Source organism: Pseudomonas sp. JL23 (assembly GCF_056933585.1).
On sequence record NZ_CM167795.1, the window covers coordinates 4,628,688 to 4,648,398 of the forward strand.

The window sequence follows — 19,711 nt, forward strand, 5'->3', positions numbered from 1 at the left end:
AGACTGGCTTTAGCCGGGAAGACGGCGGCAGGATCGATACCTATATATCGCCTGCCATACAGCCCTCCCGGCTAAAGCCGGTCTTACATTTGCCGAGTTACATGCTGCCTTGCGCACCTTCGAACCAGGCCAGCTTCTCACGAAGCTGAACCACTTCACCGACAATGACCAAGGTCGGTGCATGCACCTCATGCTCGGCCACCAGTTGCGGCAGATTGGCCAAGGTCCCGGTAAACACCCGCTGATTCTGCGTAGTGCCCTGCTGGATCAACGCCGCCGGCGTATCGGCTGCTCGACCATGCTTGATCAGGCCTTCGCAGATCAGCGGCAGGCCGACCAGGCCCATGTAGAACACCAGGGTCTGGGCCGGCGCCACCAGGTCTGCCCAAGGCAAGTCAGTGCTGCCGTCCTTGAGATGGCCGGTGACAAAGCGTACCGACTGGGCATAGTCGCGATGGGTCAGGGGAATCCCGGCATAGGCCGCGCAACCGCTGGCTGCAGTGATACCCGGCACCACCTGGAACGGGATGCCATGGGCCGCCAGCTCTTCGATTTCCTCACCACCACGGCCAAAGATAAACGGATCGCCGCCCTTGAGCCGCACCACCCGCTTGCCTTGCTGGGCCAGTGCCACCAGTTGCTGATTGATCTGCTCCTGAGGCAACGCATGATCTGCACGGCGCTTGCCGACATAGATGCGTTCGGCGTCACGGCGACACAGTTCAAGGATGGCGGGAGCCACCAGACGGTCATACAGCACCACGTCGGCCTGCTGCATCAAGCGCAGGGCGCGGAAAGTCAGCAGATCCGGATCACCGGGCCCTGCACCCACCAAATAGACTTCGCCGTTGCCTGAAGGCGCTTGCCCAGCAATTTTTGCCAACAATAAACGCTCAGCTTCGGCGCCCTGCCCGGCCAGTTGCCGATCGGCGATCGGGCCCTGGAACACGTCTTCCCAGAATGCGCGACGTTGCTGCACATCGGGAAACAGCCCCTTGACCTGATTACGAAAGCGCGCAGCCAGACCGGCCAGTTGGCCGTAAGTCGAAGGAATCCAGGTTTCCAGCTTGGCCCGGATCAACCGAGCCAGCACCGGTGCATCACCGCCACTGGAGACGGCAATCACCAACGGCGAGCGGTCGACAATGGCAGGGAAAATCACGCTGCAAAGAGCCGGGGCATCGACCACATTGACCGGCAAGCAACGCTGACGGGCATCCTTGGATACCTGAGCGTTGAGCGGTTCGTCGTCAGTGGCGGCGATAACCAGCACGCAACCATCCAGATCACTTTCCAGATAGCCACGCGCCAGCACCTGGCCGCCACCGGTCGTGACCAGTTCAGCCAGTTGTGTTTCAACCTGGGGTGCAACCACCCGCAACAACGCGCCGGCATCGGCCAACAGGCGAGATTTGCGCAAGGCAATCTCGCCGCCGCCGACCACCAACACCCAGCTGCCGCGCAGATTGTGGAACAGCGGCAGAAATTCCATTTAGCCGATGACCTCAAGGCCACCCATGTACGGCTTGAGCACTTCAGGGACGCGGATCGAGCCGTCAGCCTGCTGATAGTTTTCCAGTACCGCGACCAGCGTTCGACCAACGGCCAGACCGGAGCCGTTCAAGGTGTGCACCAGCTCTGGCTTGCCGGTTTCCGGGTTGCGCCAGCGGGCCTGCATGCGGCGGGCCTGGAAGTCGCCGCAGTTGGAGCACGACGAAATCTCGCGGTATTTGTCCTGGCTCGGGATCCACACTTCCAGGTCGTAGGTTTTTACGGCGCTGAAACCCATGTCGCCGGTGCACAGGGCCAATACGCGATAAGGCAGCTCCAGCAGTTGCAGGACGCGCTCGGCGTTGGCGGTCAGGCCTTCGAGGGCTTCCATGGACTTTTCCGGCTCGACGATCTGGACCATCTCGACCTTGTCGAACTGGTGCTGGCGAATCATGCCGCGGGTATCGCGACCCGATGCGCCGGCTTCGCTGCGAAAGCACGGCGTGTGGGCAACGAACTTCAATGGCATCTGCTTGGCGTCGACGATTTCACCAGCGACGATATTGGTCAGCGACACTTCGGCGGTCGGGATCAGGTACAGGTCCGCCTCGCCTTCGCGGGAGATCTTGAACAGATCTTCTTCGAATTTCGGCAACTGACCGGTGCCCTGCAGGGCCGGGGCCTGGACCAGATAAGGCGTGTAGGCCTCTTCATAGCCGTGCTCGGTGACGTGCAGGTTGATCATGAACTGCGCCAGGGCGCGATGCATACGGGCAATCGGGCCGCGCAGCAGGGCGAAACGCGCGCCGGACAGCTTGGCAGCGGTTTCGAAGTCCAGCCAGCCGAACTTCTCGCCCAGGGCAACGTGGTCCTGTACCGCGAAATCGAAAGCGGTCGGAGTGCCCCAGCGGCGCACTTCGACGTTATCGTCTTCATCGGCACCGACCGGCACCGATTCGTGGGGCAGGTTCGGCATGCTCAACAGCATGGCGTCCAGCTCGGCCTGGATAGCGTCCAGTTCGACCTTGCCACTGCTCAATTCGCTGCCCATGCGCTCGACATCCGCCATCAGCGGGGCAATGTCTTCGCCGCGCTGCTTGGCCTGGCCGATGGATTTGGAACGGGCATTGCGCTCGGCCTGCAACTGCTCGGTGCGGGTCTGAACGGTTTTGCGCTGGTTTTCCAGCGCTTCAATGCGGGCCACATCCAGGGTGAAACCACGGGAAGTCAGGCGATCCGCTACGTCCTGAAGTTGAGTACGTAACAGTTTGGAATCGAGCATGGTGTTCTCTCGTCTATCAAAGTCTGGTCAAGGTCAGGCCGAGCCAGGTGGCAAGCAGCCCGCCGAATACACTGATGCCCGCATAGCCCAGGGCCAGTGGCACTTGCCCACTTTCGAGCAGACGCAATGTATCCAGTGAAAAGGATGAAAAGGTCGTCAGACCGCCTACAAAGCCGACAATCAGGCCGGCCCGAATCTCAATGGGCACTTCCGGGCGCAGCAGGAACAAGCCGTACAGCACGCCGATGATCAGGCAACCGACCAGGTTGACCGCCAACGTCGCCCCGTAAAAATGCTTCGGCCAATTCGCCGTCACCCAAGTGCCAGCAGCAAAGCGCAATAATGTACCAGCGATACCGGCCAGGGACACCGCAAGAATGGTCTGAAACACCTACTTTCTCCGCTGACGAGGGCTGGCCCGGTCCAGGGCAGCCAAATGCTTGAGTTTTTCGCCTATTTTCAGTTCAAGGCCACGGGGCACCGGCTGGTAGTACTGGCGCGGCTCCAACTCTTCGGGGAAGTAGTCCTCGCCCGCTGCATAGGCATCGGGCTCGTCGTGGGCATAACGGTACTCTTCGCCATAGCCCAATTGTTTCATCAGCTTGGTCGGGGCATTGCGCAGGTGCAGCGGCACTTCCAGCGAGCCATGCTCCGTGGCTTCGCGCATGGCGGCCTTGAAGCCCATGTAAACGGCATTGCTCTTCGGCGCGCAGGCAAGGTAGACGATGGCCTGAGCCACTGCCAGCTCGCCTTCCGGGCTGCCCAGGCGTTCCTGCACGTCCCAGGCCGACATGCACAGTGGCAGTGCCCGCGGGTCGGCATTGCCGATATCTTCACTGGCCATGCGCACCACGCGGCGCGCCAGATACAGCGGATCGCAGCCGCCATCGATCATCCGGGCGAACCAGTACAGCGCCGCATCGGGATTGGAGCCACGAATGGATTTGTGCAGCGCCGAGATCTGGTCGTAAAACGCCTCCCCGCCTTTATCGAAGCGGCGCCGACCATCACCGAGCAGGCCCTGGAGCATCTCGGCGCCAATCACGCTGCCGTCTTCGGCAAGGTCTGCGGCGTTTTCCAGCAGGTTGAGCATACGACGGCCATCGCCATCAGCGGCGGACATCAACATGGCAAAGCCTTCGTCGTCGAGACTGAGGTTCTGCTTGCCCAGCCCGCGCTCTTCGGTCAATGCGCGCTGCACCAACTTGCGCAGCGCCGTCTCGTCGAGGCTCTTGAGCACATAGACTCGTGCCCGGGAGAGCAGCGCGTTGTTCAATTCGAAAGAAGGGTTTTCTGTGGTCGCGCCGATGAAGATGAGCGTGCCGTCTTCGACATAGGGCAGGAACGCGTCCTGCTGCGACTTGTTGAAACGGTGCACCTCATCGACAAACAGGATGGTCCGGCGCCCGTACTGCCCGGCCTGTTGCTTGGCAACCTCGACGGCCTGACGGATTTCCTTGACCCCGGCCAGTACCGCCGAGACCGTTTCGAAATGCGCATCGGAGACCTTGGCCAGCAGCCGCGCCAACGTGGTCTTGCCCACGCCCGGCGGGCCCCAGAAGATCATCGAGTGCAGCGCACCCTGCTCCAGGGCCTCACGCAACGGCTTGCCATGGGCGAGCAAGTGCTCCTGACCGACGTACTCGTCCAGATTGGTGGCACGCAGGCGCGCCGCCAGTGGCTGAGCTATCGGGTCGCTACGAAACAAATCCATGGGCTGCGCTTGAAACCTCTTATTCCTGAATGACGTCAGCGCCCTTCGGGACCTGGAACTGGAATTTGCCTGCCGGTACGGCCTCGTTGGCCTTGACCCCGGTGAACAGGATATTGGTGCGCTGGCCGACACTGTCGATCAATTGCATGTCGTTGATCATGCCGTTGCGGAAGGACAGGCGCAGGCTGTCGAACAGCGTGTCCTTGGTCTTGGGCTTGAGCACAAAATCGATCACGCCGCCGGCTTCCTTGGCGGTGATATCAAAACTCTGACCGATCTTCGACACATCACCGGACAGCAGCAGCGCCGGAGTCTGGGTCAAACGCTGATCGAGGTTCTTGATGGTGACCTGTTGCAAGTCCGGGTCCCACAGGGAAACCTTCTTGCCATCGGAGACCATCAGTTGCTCCTGCGGCGCATCGGTGTGCCAGTAGAACTGGCCAGGGCGCTGCAGGATCATGTCACCTGCGGTTTCCTGCAACTGCGTGCCGGAACCGTCCAGGCTCAGTTGCGAGAAACGGGCGCTCAGGGTCTTGGAATTTTCCAGCAACTGAGTCAGACGTGCCACGTCCTTGCTGTCGGCATGGGCCGGGACAACGGAAAAGGTCAGAGCAGTAGCCAGTAACAGGCGGATCAGACGCATGGGAGTCCTCTTGAATGCAGTAGGCTTGCGGCAGCGCGTCGGTACGCGTGCCGGGCAAATGGCGCAGCTGACGGGTCAGTCGCGCATCGGGCCCGGCGCAATCACTTCGCGCGAGCCGTTGGTGTTCATGGACGTCACGACGCCCGCCATTTCCATCGCTTCGATCATCCGCGCCGCACGGTTGTAACCGATCTTGAGCTTGCGCTGCACGGCAGAGATCGAAGCACGGCGGCTTTCCAGGACGAATTTGACGGCCTCGTCATACAGCGCATCACTCTCGCTGTCCTCGGCGCCTTCACCGCTGCCACCGTCGAAACCGCTACCCGGCTCCTCGACGCCAGCGAGAATGTCTTCGTTGTAGTCCGGCACACCCCGCAGCTTCCAGGCCTCCACCACGCGATGGACCTCATCGTCGGAAACGAAGGCGCCATGCACACGGATCGGCAGGCTGGTGCCCGGCGGCATGTACAGCATGTCACCGTGACCCAACAGTTGTTCGGCGCCGCCCTGGTCGATGATGGTTCGCGAGTCGATCTTGCTCGATACCTGGAACGCCATGCGCGTGGGGATGTTGGCCTTGATCAAACCGGTGATCACGTCCACGGACGGACGCTGGGTCGCCAGAATCAGGTGGATACCGGCGGCACGCGCCTTCTGGGCGATACGGGCGATGAGCTCTTCGACCTTCTTGCCGACGATCATCATCATGTCGGCGAATTCGTCGACCACTACCACAATGGTCGGCAGGGTCTTGAGCAGCGGCGCTTCGTCGTGAATGCTTTCGCGGCGATAGGTCGGGTCGGAGATGGGCGTGCCCTCTTCCTCGGCGTCCTTGACCTTGCGGTTGAAGCCCGCGAGGTTCCGCACACCCATGGCCGCCATCAGCTTGTAGCGGCGTTCCATCTCGGCGACGCTCCAGCGCAGGGCGTTGGCTGCGTCCTTCATGTCGGTCACAACCGGGCAGAGCAGATGCGGAATGCCTTCGTAGATCGACAATTCGAGCATTTTCGGGTCGATCATGATCAGGCGGGCATCTTCCGGGCCCGACTTGAACAGGATCGACAGGATCATGGCGTTGACCCCCACTGACTTACCGGAACCGGTCGTACCGGCTACCAGCAGGTGAGGCATTTTCGCCAGGTCGACGATGATCGGCTTGCCGCCAATATCATGGCCCAGGGCCATGGTGACCGGTGACTTGGCGTCATCGTATTCCGGCGACGACAGCACTTCGGAGAAACGCACGATCTGCCGATCTTCGTTGGGGATCTCGATACCCACGGTGGTCTTGCCCGGGATCACCTCGACCACCCGCACGCTGGTCACGGCCAAGGAACGTGCCAGGTCCTTGGCGAGGTTGGCTATACGGCTGACTTTCACGCCCGCCGCCGGCTGGATTTCGTAACGGGTAATGACCGGGCCCGGGTGAATCGAGTCCACGGTCACTTCGACGCCGAATTCCTTGAGCTTGATTTCCAGCAGATGCCCTACGGCAGCCAGGGACTCGGGGGAATAATTGAGTTTTTTCTTCTCGGCCGGATCGAGGATCGAGATCGGCGGCAGCGTGCCTTCCACGGCGCTGTCGATGAACAGCGATACCTGCTTTTCCTTCTGCACACGCTTGCTCGGCTCCGGCGGACGGACCGGTGCCGGGGCGATAACAGGCGGGACGTGTTTCTCGCGCTCAGACATATGGGTGCTGAGGGACTGTTCACGCTCGATCAGGCGTTCTTTGGCCTTGACCTGCTCACGACGATCCGACGCAACCGGCGCCACCACGTCCTTGACCCGCACATCGACTTCACGCAGTTGCGCCACCATCTGTTTGCGTTCGGTGCGAGCCATCCACCAGCGATTGGCGGCGCCCTGGAACAGCTCAAGCAGATCGAGGGTGATCTTGCCGGTCAGGTCCATGACTTTAAACCAGGACAAGTCAGTGAATACGGTGAGGCCGAACAGGAACAGGGCGATGAACAGCAAGGTGCTGCCCTGGATATTCAGCGCTTTCTGCGCCAGGTCGCCAAGCACCTCGCCCAGTACACCGCCCGCCGAGCCAGGGAAGCCGGCCGAATAGTGAAAATGGATATGGGCCAGGGCGGCACCTGCCAGGATCAGGAACACCAGGCCGATCAGGCGCCAGGAGAACAGCCAGCCGCTCCACTGCCAGGGTTCATGACGCTGGCGAAACACCTGCCAGGCCTTGACAGCCAGCAACAGCGGAAAAATGTAGGCGAAATAGCCCAGCACCATGAACAGAATATCGGCGCTGAAGGCCCCCGCGCGGCCAGCGGCGTTCTGCACTTGCACGGCACTGCTGGTGTGACTCCAGCCCGGATCATTGGGGTCGTAGCTCAACAAAGCCATCATCAGATAGAGACACAGCGCCCCGAAGGCAATCAGTGCACCTTCCTTGAGTCGGTAGTGCAACTGTTGCCGCCAGAGTGGAACAGGGCTGGGTGCTAAGGTGGACTTCTTCAAAACGCTTGTTTTCCTGCGCCGGGCGCGAACATCTGTAGTTGAACATTGATTTTGCAAATAGCTAGTCTGGCGTGCGCCGCGTATATCTTCAAGGCCCAGCCATAACGCTCAATTGGACCACGCATTGCCTTGCGTGACAAAGGGTTATGTCGTATTCCTGACCATCGACCCGAGCCAGGAACCGCCCGCAGTACAAAAGTGTAAACGGAGACTTCAAAATGGCGACGAACTGTGACCACACTTGGGCCCTGGAGTTGCACCCTGGGTGCCGCCCTCCCCTCCCCTGCCAAGCCCTGAATCTATGCTGACCTGGTTACAACGCAACACGTTCGACTTCCCGCCCCTGGCCAAGGCCTTGCGCGATCCCGATGGCCTGCTCGCCGCCGGCGGCGACTTATCGCCAGACCGCTTGGTCAGCGCCTACCGCCATGGCTGTTTTCCGTGGTTCATGGAGGGCCAGCCGATCCTCTGGTGGTCGCCGGATCCGCGCACGGTGCTGTTTCCTGAGGAAATACACATTTCCCGCAGCCTGGCCAAGGTCATGCGCCAGGGCCGCTTCGACGTCACATTCGATCGGGATTTCGCGGCTGTAATCCAGGGCTGCGCAGGCCCCAGGGATTACGTCGATGGCACCTGGATCACCGGAGCCATGCAAACGGCCTACCTTGAGCTCCATCGACGCGGTCACGCCCACAGCGTCGAGGTCTGGGAACAGGGTCAATTGGTCGGCGGACTCTACGGCCTGGCAATGGGCCAGTTGTTTTTCGGCGAGTCCATGTTCAGCCGCACCGACAACGCCTCCAAAGTCGGTTTCGCCACCTTGGTAGAACGCCTGCGTGCCTGGGGCTTCGTGCTGATCGACTGCCAGATGCCCACCGAGCACCTGCACAGCTTCGGCGCCCGCGCGATTCCACGCAGAGACTTTGCCGACTTTTTGCACAAGCACCTGGATCAGGCAAATAACGCCGACTGGCTGCCTAGGCGAGTCGGGTAGGCTGGCTTACACTCTTAATCAGGGTTTTTTCTCAGGGGGCTGATATGACAGAGCTGGCGCGGCTGAAGTTTTATGCCACTCAACCCCATTCCTGCAGCTACCTGCCGGAAGAACAGGCGACCACGCTGTTCCTCGACCCCAGTCAGCCGATGGACGTGCAGGTGTATGCCGACCTTTCCGACATGGGCTTCCGGCGCAGCGGCGATCATCTGTACCGCCCCCATTGCCAGAATTGCAGCGCTTGCGTACCCGCGCGCATCCCGGTGGACATCTTCGTCCCGGACCGCCAGCAAAAGCGCATCGTCAAGCGCAATGCCGATCTCCAGGTGCACAGCAACAAGCCGCGCTTCACCGAAGAATATTTCGACCTCTACCAACGCTACATTGAACAGCGCCACGCCGACGGCGACATGTTCCCGCCCAGCCGCGATCAGTTTTCCACCTTTTTGGTGCGCGACCTGCCGTTTTCCCGCTTCTACGAGTTCCGCGCCGGCGAGCGCCTGCTCGCTGTAGCCGTGACCGACCTGCTGCCCAATGGCCTTTCGGCGGTTTATACCTTCTACGAGCCGGATGAAGAAAAGCGCAGCCTGGGCCGCTTTGCGATCCTCTGGCAGATCGCCGAAGCGACCCGCCTGCAGCTGCATGCGGTGTACCTGGGCTACTGGATAAAGAACTGCAAGAAGATGAACTACAAGACCCAATATCGACCAATTGAGCTGCTGACGAATCAGAGGTGGGTGACTCTTTATTGAAGCCCTTGGCTAAAAGCGCATTTTTCGGGCACAATGCACGCCGCTTTTGCCTGGCGCCACTTGCACCGGGCCACTCATCAGATTCCGAGGGCTTTACTGCATGTCGAAAGAAGACAGCTTCGAAATGGAAGGCACTGTCGTCGACACCCTGCCCAACACCATGTTTCGTGTGGAGTTGGAAAACGGGCACGTCGTAACCGCGCACATCTCCGGCAAGATGCGCAAGAACTACATCCGTATTTTGACCGGTGACAAGGTGCGTGTTGAACTGACGCCCTACGACTTGAGCAAAGGGCGCATCACTTACCGCGCACGCTAACTCAAGCTCGAATGAAAACGCCTGGCACCTGCCGGGCGTTTTTGTGTGCCCGATTGTTGGAATGAGCCCCTGCGGGAGCCACAGCCCAACAAAAAGCCCCGCATCTCTTGCGAGATGCGGGGCTTTTTTTCGGCTTGAGACTCAGGCCATTTCAGCAGTGGTTTCGAACTCGAAGGTGATTTCGCCATCTTTGATGTCGACGTGAACCACGCCGCCATGCTCGGACAACTCGCCAAAGAGAATTTCCTCGGCCAGCGGACGCTTGATCTTGTCCTGGATCAGGCGAGCCATCGGCCGTGCACCCATCGCAGCATCGTAGCCACCCTGCGCCAACCAGCTTCTGGCCGCGTCGGAGACTTCCAGCAGGACGCGCTTGTCTTCCAGTTGCGCCTGCAGCTCGGTAAGGAACTTGTCCACCACGCTCTTGATAACCTCATGGCTGAGGCGACCGAATTGAATGATGGTGTCCAGGCGGTTACGGAATTCCGGCGTGAAACTTTTCTTGATGACTTCCATGGCATCGGACGAGTGGTCCTGATGCGTGAAGCCAATCGAAGCCCGCGCAGCGGTTTCGGCACCGGCGTTGGTGGTCATGATCACGATCACATTGCGGAAGTCCGCCTTGCGCCCGTTGTTATCGGTCAGGGTACCGTGGTCCATAACCTGCAACAGCAGGTTGAAGACTTCCGGGTGGGCCTTCTCGATTTCATCGAGCAGCAACACGCAATGCGGCTGCTTGGTGATCGCCTCGGTCAACAGACCGCCCTGGTCGAAACCAACGTAACCCGGCGGAGCACCGATCAGGCGCGAGACGGTATGCCGTTCCATGTACTCGGACATGTCAAAGCGCACCAGCTCGATCCCCAATGCCTTGGCCAACTGGCGGGCAGCTTCGGTCTTGCCGACACCGGTAGGACCGGCGAACAGGAAGGAACCGACCGGCTTGTCAGGCGATTTCAGCCCGGCGCGGGACAGCTTGATGGCCGTCGACAGCGAGTCGATGGCCGCATCCTGGCCGAACACCGTGAGCTTGAGATCGCGCTCCAGGTTACGCAGCAGCTCCTTGTCCGAACTGTTGACGTGTTTTGGCGGAATCCGCGCGATTTTGGCGACGATATCCTCGACCTGCGGCACTTCAATGCGTTTGACACGCTTGTCGGCCGGTTGCAGGCGCTGATAGGCACCTGCCTCGTCGATGACATCGATGGCCTTGTCGGGCATATGGCGGTCGTTGATGTAGCGCGAAGCCAGTTCGGCAGCGGCACGCAGGGCCTCATCACTGTATTCGATACCGTGATGCTGCTCGAAGCGTCCTTTCAGGCCGCGCAGGATGCCAATGGTGTCATCCACCGAAGGCTCCGACACATCGACCTTCTGAAAACGCCGCGCCAGAGCCCGGTCCTTCTCGAAAATCCCGCGGAATTCCTGGAAGGTGGTCGAGCCGATGCAACGGATATCCCCGGACGACAGCAATGGCTTGAGCAAGTTGGAAGCATCCATGACGCCGCCGGACGCTGCACCGGCACCAATGATGGTGTGGATTTCGTCGATGAACAGAATGGCATGGGGACGTTTTTTCAGCTCATTGAGCAGCGCCTTGAAGCGCTTCTCGAAATCACCGCGGTATTTGGTCCCGGCCAGCAAGGCACCCAGATCCAGCGAGTAGACGACGCTGCTGGCGAGCAGATCAGGCACCTGGTTGTCGACGATGCGCTTGGCCAGGCCTTCGGCGATGGCGGTTTTACCGACGCCAGCCTCACCCACCAGCAACGGGTTGTTCTTGCGCCGACGCGCCAGGATCTGGGCGACACGCTCGACTTCAACCTCACGGCCGACCAACGGATCGATACGACCCTGGCGCGCCAATTCGTTCAGGTTGCTGGCATAGGCATCCAGAGGATTGCCTGAGGAAGAAGACTCACCGCCCTCGTCGTCCTGCATATCTTGCTCACCTTCAGAATGATCGCCGTGCCCTGGAACCTTGGAGATGCCATGGGCGATATAGTTGACGACATCGATGCGGGCAACGCTCTGCTGCTTGAGCAGGAACACTGCCTGGCTTTCCTGCTCGCTGAAAATCGCGACCAGCACGTTGGCACCGGTAACTTCACGCTTGCCGGAGCTCTGAACATGGAAAACCGCGCGCTGCAATACGCGCTGGAAGCCTAGGGTAGGTTGGGTTTCGCGATCCTCGTCGTGGACGGGGATCAGGGGGGTGGTGGAGTCGATGAACTCTTGCAGATCATGTTTGAGTTTATCGAGGTTTGCGCCGCAGGCACGCAGAACAGTGGCGGCAGCCTCATTATCCAATAAAGCCAGCAGGAGATGCTCGACGGTCATGAACTCATGACGCTTCGAACGTGCCTCCTTGAAGGCCAGATTGAGGGTGACTTCGAGCTCACGGTTTAACATAGCTTCACCTCATACCCAAGTGGTCGGCGTTTAACCGTCCTTCTCGATCTCACAGAGTAGCGGATGCTGGCTTTCCCTGGCGTATTGGTTGACCTGCGTTGCCTTGGTCTCGGCGATGTCGCGGGTAAACAATCCGCAGACTGCCCGTCCCTCTGTATGGACGGCCAGCATGACCTTGGTCGCCAGCTCACGATTCAGGTTAAAAAACACCTCGAGCACTTCGACGACGAAATCCATCGGGGTGTAATCATCGTTAAATAAAACCACCTTGTACATCGGTGGCGCCTGCAATACCGGCTTGGCGTCCTGTACCGCGATCCCGGCCGCGTCATCCTCGTGGGGCTGCTGACCATCCTGATTGAATGTTAGTCGAATCTTGCTGATTGCATGCATGGAAAGAAAGGTTCGTAGGGGGGCGAATTGAATAATTAGTCGCAGTCTGACCGGTTTTCAAATGGACCGCCGCATGACCTTGACTATCGGCTAAACGGTGTTACAAACAATAGAACCCACATTGGGTAAAAAGGGTCCGCGTAGTCAACCAAAATTTTTTTCGGTCAGGCGGAGTGAGGTGGATGATACTCCAGACGGAGTCCTTTGCAGAGGGATATGACTATGCTCAGTGGTAAGGTCAAGTGGTTCAATAATGCTAAAGGTTATGGCTTCATCGTAGAGGACGGCAAAAGCGAAGATCTGTTCGCCCATTACTCGGCAATCAAGATGGAAGGCTACAAAACCCTCAAGGCAGGCCAGCCGGTCGAATTCGAGATCATTCAGGGGCCCAAGGGCTTGCACGCAGTGAATATATCGGGCAAGGCCGCTGCGCTCCCAGCCACCGCTCACAGCCCCGAGCACGCTACAGCCGATTAGGACAATAGTCCTTAGCAGGATCTGCTCAGAAACCGGTCCGTCATGCAGTTGGAACAGGCCGGTTGCGCAGTCGCGCCCTCGTTTCTCCCACTCCCCCTTCCACCTCGACCTTGCCCCCGGGCATCGCCTTGCTTGCGTTTTCGCGCCCGTTCGTCTTGCCGACCTCGACCAACGGCGAATATCTCTCATTCGATAGTACGCATAGCATTAATGCCAGAGCGCAATCGTTTGATATACTCCGCGCCGTGACTTATGAGTCATAGGGGCTTAACAGTCTGGAACGAGACTTTCAGCCTTTAAGGTACGTAGCGCCAGACCCGGCGCACGCGCTCGCTCGACTGATGCACCCACCATCACCGCGAATAAAGCTCGACTTTCGGCTCAAAAGGGACTTGTGAGCACGCGCGCATACCCTGCGCAGATCGAGATTTTGTGCATGCTCAGCAAAACAGAGAGTTCATACCAAATGTCTAACCGCTCGAAGATCATCTATACCTTCACCGACGAAGCCCCTGCCCTCGCCACCTATTCGTTGCTGCCTATCATCGAGGCCTACACCGCTTCTTCCGATATCGCCGTCGAAACTCGCGATATCTCCCTGGCAGGCCGTGTTCTCGCAAGCTTCCCAGAGTCGCTTGGTGCCGATCAACAAGTGGCTGACCATCTGGCCGAGCTCGGCGAACTGGCCAACACGCCTGAAGCCAACATCATCAAGCTGCCGAACATCAGCGCCTCCGTCCCGCAGCTGGTTGCCACCATCAAAGAACTGCAAGACAAGGGCTTCAAGATCCCGGATTACCCGGAAGCCCCGACCACCGACGCCGAGAAAGACACTCGCGCCCGCTACGACAAGGTCAAAGGCAGCGCCGTGAACCCGGTTCTGCGTGAAGGCAACTCCGATCGTCGCGCTCCGTTGTCGGTCAAGAACTACGCACGCAAGCACCCGCACAAGATGGGCGCCTGGGCAGCCGATTCGAAGTCCCACGTTGCCTTCATGAGCAACGGCGATTTCTACGGCAGCGAAAAAGCCGCTCTGATTCCAGCCGCTGACAGCGTCAAGATCGAACTGATCGCCCAGGACGGCAGCACTTCCGTCCTGAAAGAAAAAACCGCCGTCAAGGCTGGCGAAATCATCGACAGCTCGGTAATGAGCGCCAAGGCACTGCGCAGTTTTGTGGCTGCCGAGATCGCCGACGCCAAGGCCAAGGGCGTACTGTTCTCGGTACACCTGAAAGCCACCATGATGAAGATCTCCGATCCGATCATGTTCGGCCTGATCGTCGCCGAGTTCTATAACGACGCACTGACCAAGCACGCCGACATCCTGAAAGAAATCGGCTTCAACCTGAACAACGGTATCGGCGACCTGTATGACCGCATTGGCGCACTGCCAGCGGACAAGCAAGCCGAAATCAAGGCGGACATCGAAGCGGTCTACGCCGTGCGTCCGTCCCTGGCCATGGTCAACTCCGACAAGGGCATCACCAACCTGCATGTACCGAGCGACGTCATCGTCGACGCCTCGATGCCTGCGATGATCCGTGACTCCGGCAAAATGTGGGGCACCGACGGTCAACTGCACGATGCCAAGGCCGTGATCCCGGATCGCTGCTACGCCACCATCTACCAGGCCGTCATCGAAGACTGCAAGAAACACGGCGCCTTCGACCCTGTGACCATGGGCAGCGTGCCAAACGTCGGCCTGATGGCCCAGAAAGCCGAAGAATACGGCTCCCACGACAAGACCTTCCAGATCAAGACGCCAGGCGTGGTCCGCGTGACCGACGGCCAGGGCAAGGTCCTGATGGAACAGAACGTCGAAGCCGGTGATATCTGGCGCATGTGCCAGGTCAAGGACGCGCCGATCCAGGACTGGGTCAAGCTCGCCGTCAACCGCGCCCGCGCCAGCAACACCCCGGCCGTTTTCTGGCTGGACCCGGCACGCGCCCACGACAGCGCCATGATCGCCAAAGTGCAGAAGTACCTGGCCGACCATGACACGTCGGGCCTGGACATCCAGATCATGTCCCCGGTCGATGCCATGAAGTTCACCCTGGACCGCACCCGTGCCGGCAAGGACACCATCTCGGTGACCGGTAACGTTCTGCGTGACTACCTGACCGACCTGTTCCCGATCATGGAACTGGGCACCAGCGCCAAGATGCTGTCCATCGTGCCACTGATGAACGGCGGTGGCCTGTTCGAAACCGGCGCCGGCGGTTCGGCTCCGAAACACGTGCAGCAGTTCGTCGAAGAGAACTTCCTGCGCTGGGACTCCCTGGGCGAGTTCCTCGCATTGGCAGCCTCCCTGGAGCACCTGGGCAACACTTACAACAACCCGAAAGCGCTGGTTCTGTCCAAGACCCTCGACCAGGCCACTGGCGAGTTCCTGGACCGCAACAAGTCGCCTTCGCGTAAAGTCGGCAACATCGACAACCGCGGCAGCCACTTCTACCTGGCCCTGTACTGGGCACAGGCGCTGGCCGCACAGACTGACGATGCTGCCCTGCAAGCGCAATTCGCACCTCTGGCCAAGACCCTGACCGACAACGAAGCAAAAATCGTTGCCGAGCTCAACGCCGTTCAAGGCAAACCAGTGGATATCGGTGGCTACTACCACCCCAATGCCGAGCAGACCAGCAAAGCCATGCGTCCTAGCCCTACCCTCAACGCTGCAATCGCCGCGCTGAACTAAGCTAGCCCTGCATTTCAACAGCCCCGGCCATGTGCCGGGGTTGTTGTTTCTGGCCATCAATCACAATTATCCGAGTTGAAATAACATCTGTGGGACCGGCTTTAGCCGGGAAGAGGCCAGCACATTAACGGCATCTTTTCAGCCATCCGCGACACCTTCCCGGCTAAAGCCGGTTCCACACGTACAAAACCCTTACAACCACGGAGCATCCTCTATATGCAATGGCTCGCCCACGTCACCGTCGCCACCATCGTTGAAGATCAGGGCCGTTTCCTCTTCGTCGAAGAGCTCAAGGGCGGCCGCGCCGTACTCAACCAGCCCGCCGGGCACCTGGAAGCCAACGAAACCCTGCAACAGGCCGCTATCCGCGAAACCCTGGAAGAAACCGGCTGGGACGTCGAGCTGACCAGCCTGGTCGGCATCTACCTCTATACCGCCCCCAGTAATGGCGTGACTTACCAACGCATCTGCTTCGCTGCCAAGCCATTGCGCCATCATCCCGAGCTGGCGCTGGACGAAGGCATCATCGGCCCGCTATGGCTGAGCCGTGACGAACTGGTCGGAGAACAACAGCGCTGGCGCAGCGAGCTGGTGATGCGCTGTGTCGAGGACTACCTGGGCGGCGAACGCTTCAGCCTTGCCCTGTTGCGCGACACGGCATGAGACTCAGGGACGCGAGCCTGCTAGAATCGCGTCTTTTTTGAAGCTGCCCGTTGAACTCCTATGTCTGATCCAGCCCTTTCCTCCCCAGAAAAGACGCGCGTCATCGTCGGCATGTCCGGCGGCGTAGACTCTTCCGTATCCGCCGTCCTGCTCATGGAGCAGGGTTATCAGGTGGAAGGCCTGTTCATGAAGAACTGGGAAGAAGACGATGGAACGGAATACTGCACCGCCCGCGAAGACCTCGCCGACGCCCAGGCAGTCTGCGACCGCATTGGCATCAAGCTGCACACCGCCAACTTCGCTGCGGAATACTGGGACAACGTCTTTGAGCATTTCCTCGAAGAGTACAAGGCCGGGCGCACGCCCAACCCGGACATCCTGTGTAACCGCGAAATCAAGTTCAAGGCGTTCCTCGACTACGCCATGAGCCTGGGCGCCGACCTGATCGCCACCGGCCACTACGTGCGCCGCCGTGACATTGACGGCCGCACCGAACTGCTCAAGGGCCTGGACCCGAACAAGGATCAGAGCTACTTCCTGCATGCCGTGGGCGGCGAACAGATCGCCAAGACCCTGTTCCCGGTTGGTGAGCTGGAAAAGCCGGAAGTACGCGCCATCGCCGAGAAACACGGCCTGGCCACCGCGAAGAAGAAGGATTCCACCGGCATCTGCTTTATCGGTGAACGCCGCTTCACCGACTTCCTGCGCCAGTACCTGCCGGCCCAGCCGGGCGAGATCAAGACCACCGAAGGCGAAGTCATCGGCCGTCACGCAGGCCTCATGTACCACACCATCGGCCAACGCCAGGGCCTGGGTATCGGCGGTCTCAAGGACGCCGGTGACGAACCGTGGTATGTACTGGTGAAGGACCTGGAACACAACGAGCTGATCGTCGGCCAGGGCAATGACCATCCGTGGCTGTTCTCCCAGGCCCTGATCGCCTCGCAGATCTACTGGGTCAACCCGGTAGACCTGAGCAGCCCGCGCCGCCTGACCGCCAAGGTCCGCTATCGCCAGGGCGATCAGGCCTGCACGCTCGAACAGACCGCCGACGGCGGCTATCGCGCCGTGTTCGATGAGCCACAGCGCGCCGTGACCCCCGGGCAGTCCGTGGTGTTTTATGACGGTGAGATCTGCCTGGGCGGCGGTGTCATCGAAATTGCAGAGCCCTGGTACAGCAAGGACAAACGTTGATGACCCCGATTCAGGAGCAACTCACCGCCCTGGGGGCCGTGTTTCAGGCCGCCGTGCTGGTTGATCGCATCGCCAAGACCGGCCAGGTCAACGAAGCTGCGCTCAACTGCATGCTCGGCACCCTGCTGGTCATGGACCCCAAGGACACCCTGGAAGTCTTCGGCGGTGATGACCTGAATCTGCGCGAGGGCTATCGCGCCCTGGCCAGCGCCCTGGAACGGGATCCACAGACCCTGCAACGCGAGCCACTGCGCTATGCCCTGTCGATGCTGGGTCTTGAACGTCAGCTGGCCAAGCGCGATGACATGCTGGACACCATCGGCAAGCGCCTGCCGCAGATCAAATCCCAGGTCGAGCATTTCGGCCCGACCCACGAAAATGTGATTGCCGCGACCGGCGCGCTGTACCAGGACACCCTGAGTACCCTGCGCCAGCGCATCCAGGTGCATGGCGACATGCGCAACCTGCAACAACCCAACAACGCCTCGAAGATCCGCGCCCTGCTCCTGGCCGGTATCCGCTGCGCCCGCCTCTGGCGACAAGTTGGCGGTCACCGCTGGCAACTGGTGGTCAGCCGACGCAAGTTGCTGAAAGAACTGTACCCGTTGATGCACGGCTGACTCCGCCTGCCATCGACACGCTTGCTCCACTCGCTGGGCGATCTACGTTGGTCAGCCGGAACCGGTAAGACCCGAGATTTCATGTATGATACGCGCCCAATTTCGTTGACCGACTGTCCGAGAACACCCCATGCAGCTCTCTTCGCTCACTGCGGTTTCCCCTGTTGACGGCCGCTACGCCGGCAAAACCCAGGCCCTGCGCCCTATTTTCAGCGAATACGGTCTGATCCGTTTCCGCGTCATGGTTGAAGTGCGCTGGCTCCAGCGCCTGGCCGCACACCCGGCAATCACCGAAGTGCCGACGTTCTCCGCCGAAGCCAATGCCATTCTCGACACCTTGGCCGAGGACTTTTCCCTGGTCCACGCCGAGCGCGTCAAAGAGATCGAACGCACCACCAACCACGACGTAAAAGCCGTGGAGTACCTGCTCAAGGAACAGGCTGCCAAGCTGCCTGAACTGAACAAGGTCAGTGAGTTCATCCACTTCGCCTGCACCAGCGAGGATATCAACAACCTGTCCCACGCCCTGATGCTGCGCGAAGGCCGTGACAACGTGCTGTTGCCGCTGATGCGCGAAATCGCCGGTTCCATCCGCGAACTGGCCATCCGTTTCGCCAATGTGCCGATGCTGTCGCGCACCCACGGTCAGCCGGCATCGCCGACTACCCTGGGCAAGGAACTGGCCAACGTGGTCTATCGTCTTGAGCGCCAGATCGCTCAATTCGCTGCCGTGCCACTGCTGGGCAAAATCAACGGCGCCGTGGGCAACTACAACGCTCACCTGTCGGCCTACCCGGACGTTGACTGGGAAGAGAACGCCCGTGCCTTCATCGAAGACGAGCTGGGCCTGGGCTTCAACCCCTACACCACCCAGATCGAGCCGCATGACTACATCGCCGAGCTGTTCGATGCCATCGCCCGCTTCAACACCATCCTGATCGACTTCGATCGCGATATCTGGGGCTATATCTCCCTGGGCTACTTCAAGCAGCGCACCATCGCTGGCGAAATCGGTTCCTCGACTATGCCGCACAAGGTCAACCCGATCGACTTCGAAAACTCCGAAGGCAACCTGGGTATCGCCAACGCGCTGTTCCAGCACCTGGCGAGCAAACTGCCGATCTCCCGCTGGCAGCGCGACCTGACCGACTCCACCGTACTGCGCAACCTGGGCGTGGGCTTTGCCCATAGCGTCATTGCCTATGAAGCCAGCCTCAAGGGCATCGGCAAGCTGGAGCTCAACGAACAAAAAATCGCCGCTGACCTGGACGCCTGCTGGGAAGTCCTGGCCGAGCCGATCCAGACGGTGATGCGCCGCTACAACATCGAGAACCCGTACGAGAAGCTCAAGGAACTGACCCGTGGCAAGGGCATCAGCCCCGAAGCGCTGCAGACTTTCATCGACGGTCTGGACATGCCTGCCGAGGCCCGCGCCGAGCTGAAAAAGCTCACGCCAGCCAACTACATCGGCAATGCCGTGGCCCAGGCCACGCGTATCTGACCGGCAACAAAACGCTCTAAGCGCCCGGCTGAGCCGGGCGTTTTTATTCCAGTCGTAAAAATTCGCTTTTTCAATAGGTTACA

General features: G+C 60.0%; 17 protein-coding genes. 9 read left to right on the forward strand and 8 right to left on the reverse strand.

The genetic code is table 11. The features are described from left to right. Positions 1-97 precede the first annotated feature (97 nt). The 6 genes from cysG to ftsK form a co-directional block, all read right to left on the reverse strand. Entirely contained in the window at positions 98-1,492 is a 1,395-nt protein-coding gene (gene cysG, locus AC1Z24_RS21375) for a siroheme synthase CysG (RefSeq protein WP_483742596.1), read from the reverse strand. Continuing rightward, entirely contained in the window at positions 1,493-2,773 is a 1,281-nt protein-coding gene (gene serS / locus AC1Z24_RS21380) for a serine--tRNA ligase (RefSeq protein WP_483742597.1), read from the reverse strand. 16 nt (positions 2,774-2,789) lie between these two features. Beyond that, positions 2,790-3,164 (reverse strand): fluoride efflux transporter CrcB, encoded by a 375-nt coding sequence (crcB, locus tag AC1Z24_RS21385; protein WP_259106057.1) that lies wholly within the window; start codon positions 3,162-3,164, stop codon positions 2,790-2,792. Next, positions 3,165-4,487: a replication-associated recombination protein A gene (locus tag AC1Z24_RS21390; protein ID WP_483742598.1), complete on the reverse strand. Its 1,323-nt coding sequence runs from the start codon at positions 4,485-4,487 to the stop codon at positions 3,165-3,167. It lies immediately after the preceding gene. 19 nt (positions 4,488-4,506) lie between these two features. After that, positions 4,507-5,130 (reverse strand): outer membrane lipoprotein periplasmic chaperone LolA, encoded by a 624-nt coding sequence (lolA, locus tag AC1Z24_RS21395; protein WP_483742599.1) that lies wholly within the window; start codon positions 5,128-5,130, stop codon positions 4,507-4,509. A 75-nt stretch (positions 5,131-5,205) separates the two neighbouring features. Beyond that, the gene (ftsK, locus tag AC1Z24_RS21400) at positions 5,206-7,608 is read right to left on the reverse strand and encodes a DNA translocase FtsK (protein WP_483742600.1); all 2,403 of its coding nucleotides are present in this window, start codon (positions 7,606-7,608) and stop codon (positions 5,206-5,208) included. 301 nt (positions 7,609-7,909) lie between these two features. Between ftsK and aat the strand changes: the two genes are divergently transcribed. From aat to infA, 3 genes are all read left to right on the forward strand, one after another. Next, entirely contained in the window at positions 7,910-8,602 is a 693-nt protein-coding gene (aat, locus tag AC1Z24_RS21405; RefSeq protein ID WP_483742601.1) for a leucyl/phenylalanyl-tRNA--protein transferase, read from the forward strand. Positions 8,603-8,646: 44 nt separating this feature from the next. Then, entirely contained in the window at positions 8,647-9,354 is a 708-nt protein-coding gene (locus AC1Z24_RS21410) for an arginyltransferase (RefSeq protein ID WP_483742602.1), read from the forward strand. 100 nt (positions 9,355-9,454) lie between these two features. Then, positions 9,455-9,673: a translation initiation factor IF-1 gene (gene infA / locus AC1Z24_RS21415; protein ID WP_002553999.1), complete on the forward strand. Its 219-nt coding sequence runs from the start codon at positions 9,455-9,457 to the stop codon at positions 9,671-9,673. Between the two features lie 141 nt (positions 9,674-9,814). Here infA and clpA read toward each other — a convergent pair whose 3' ends face one another. After that, a complete protein-coding gene (gene clpA, locus AC1Z24_RS21420; protein ID WP_259106051.1) occupies positions 9,815-12,085 on the reverse strand; it encodes an ATP-dependent Clp protease ATP-binding subunit ClpA in 2,271 nt (756 codons plus the stop codon). 30 nt (positions 12,086-12,115) lie between these two features. Continuing rightward, complete coding sequence (gene clpS / locus AC1Z24_RS21425) at positions 12,116-12,478, reverse strand: ATP-dependent Clp protease adapter ClpS (RefSeq protein WP_483742603.1); 363 nt, start codon at positions 12,476-12,478, stop codon at positions 12,116-12,118. Between the two features lie 222 nt (positions 12,479-12,700). Between clpS and cspD the strand changes: the two genes are divergently transcribed. The 6 genes from cspD to purB all read left to right on the forward strand — a co-directional run bounded on the left by cspD (position 12,701) and on the right by purB (position 19,628). Beyond that, positions 12,701-12,955 carry a cold shock domain-containing protein CspD gene (cspD, locus tag AC1Z24_RS21430; protein ID WP_483746683.1) on the forward strand — a complete coding sequence of 85 codons (255 nt, stop codon included), beginning with the start codon at positions 12,701-12,703 and terminating at the stop codon, positions 12,953-12,955. 466 nt (positions 12,956-13,421) lie between these two features. Beyond that, a complete protein-coding gene (locus AC1Z24_RS21435; protein WP_483742604.1) occupies positions 13,422-15,650 on the forward strand; it encodes an NADP-dependent isocitrate dehydrogenase in 2,229 nt (742 codons plus the stop codon). Positions 15,651-15,866: 216 nt separating this feature from the next. Then, positions 15,867-16,313, forward strand: a complete 447-nt coding sequence (locus AC1Z24_RS21440) for an NUDIX hydrolase (RefSeq protein WP_483742605.1) — start codon at positions 15,867-15,869, stop codon at positions 16,311-16,313. Positions 16,314-16,373: 60 nt separating this feature from the next. Further along, positions 16,374-17,507, forward strand: a complete 1,134-nt coding sequence (gene mnmA / locus AC1Z24_RS21445; protein ID WP_259106047.1) for a tRNA 2-thiouridine(34) synthase MnmA — start codon at positions 16,374-16,376, stop codon at positions 17,505-17,507. Beyond that, complete coding sequence (gene hflD / locus AC1Z24_RS21450; RefSeq protein ID WP_483742606.1) at positions 17,507-18,127, forward strand: high frequency lysogenization protein HflD; 621 nt, start codon at positions 17,507-17,509, stop codon at positions 18,125-18,127. The genes mnmA and hflD overlap by 1 nt, the downstream gene beginning before the upstream one ends. Positions 18,128-18,257: 130 nt before the next feature. Then, the gene (gene purB / locus AC1Z24_RS21455) at positions 18,258-19,628 is read left to right on the forward strand and encodes an adenylosuccinate lyase (RefSeq protein ID WP_483742607.1); all 1,371 of its coding nucleotides are present in this window, start codon (positions 18,258-18,260) and stop codon (positions 19,626-19,628) included. The last annotated feature ends 83 nt before the right edge of the window (positions 19,629-19,711 follow it).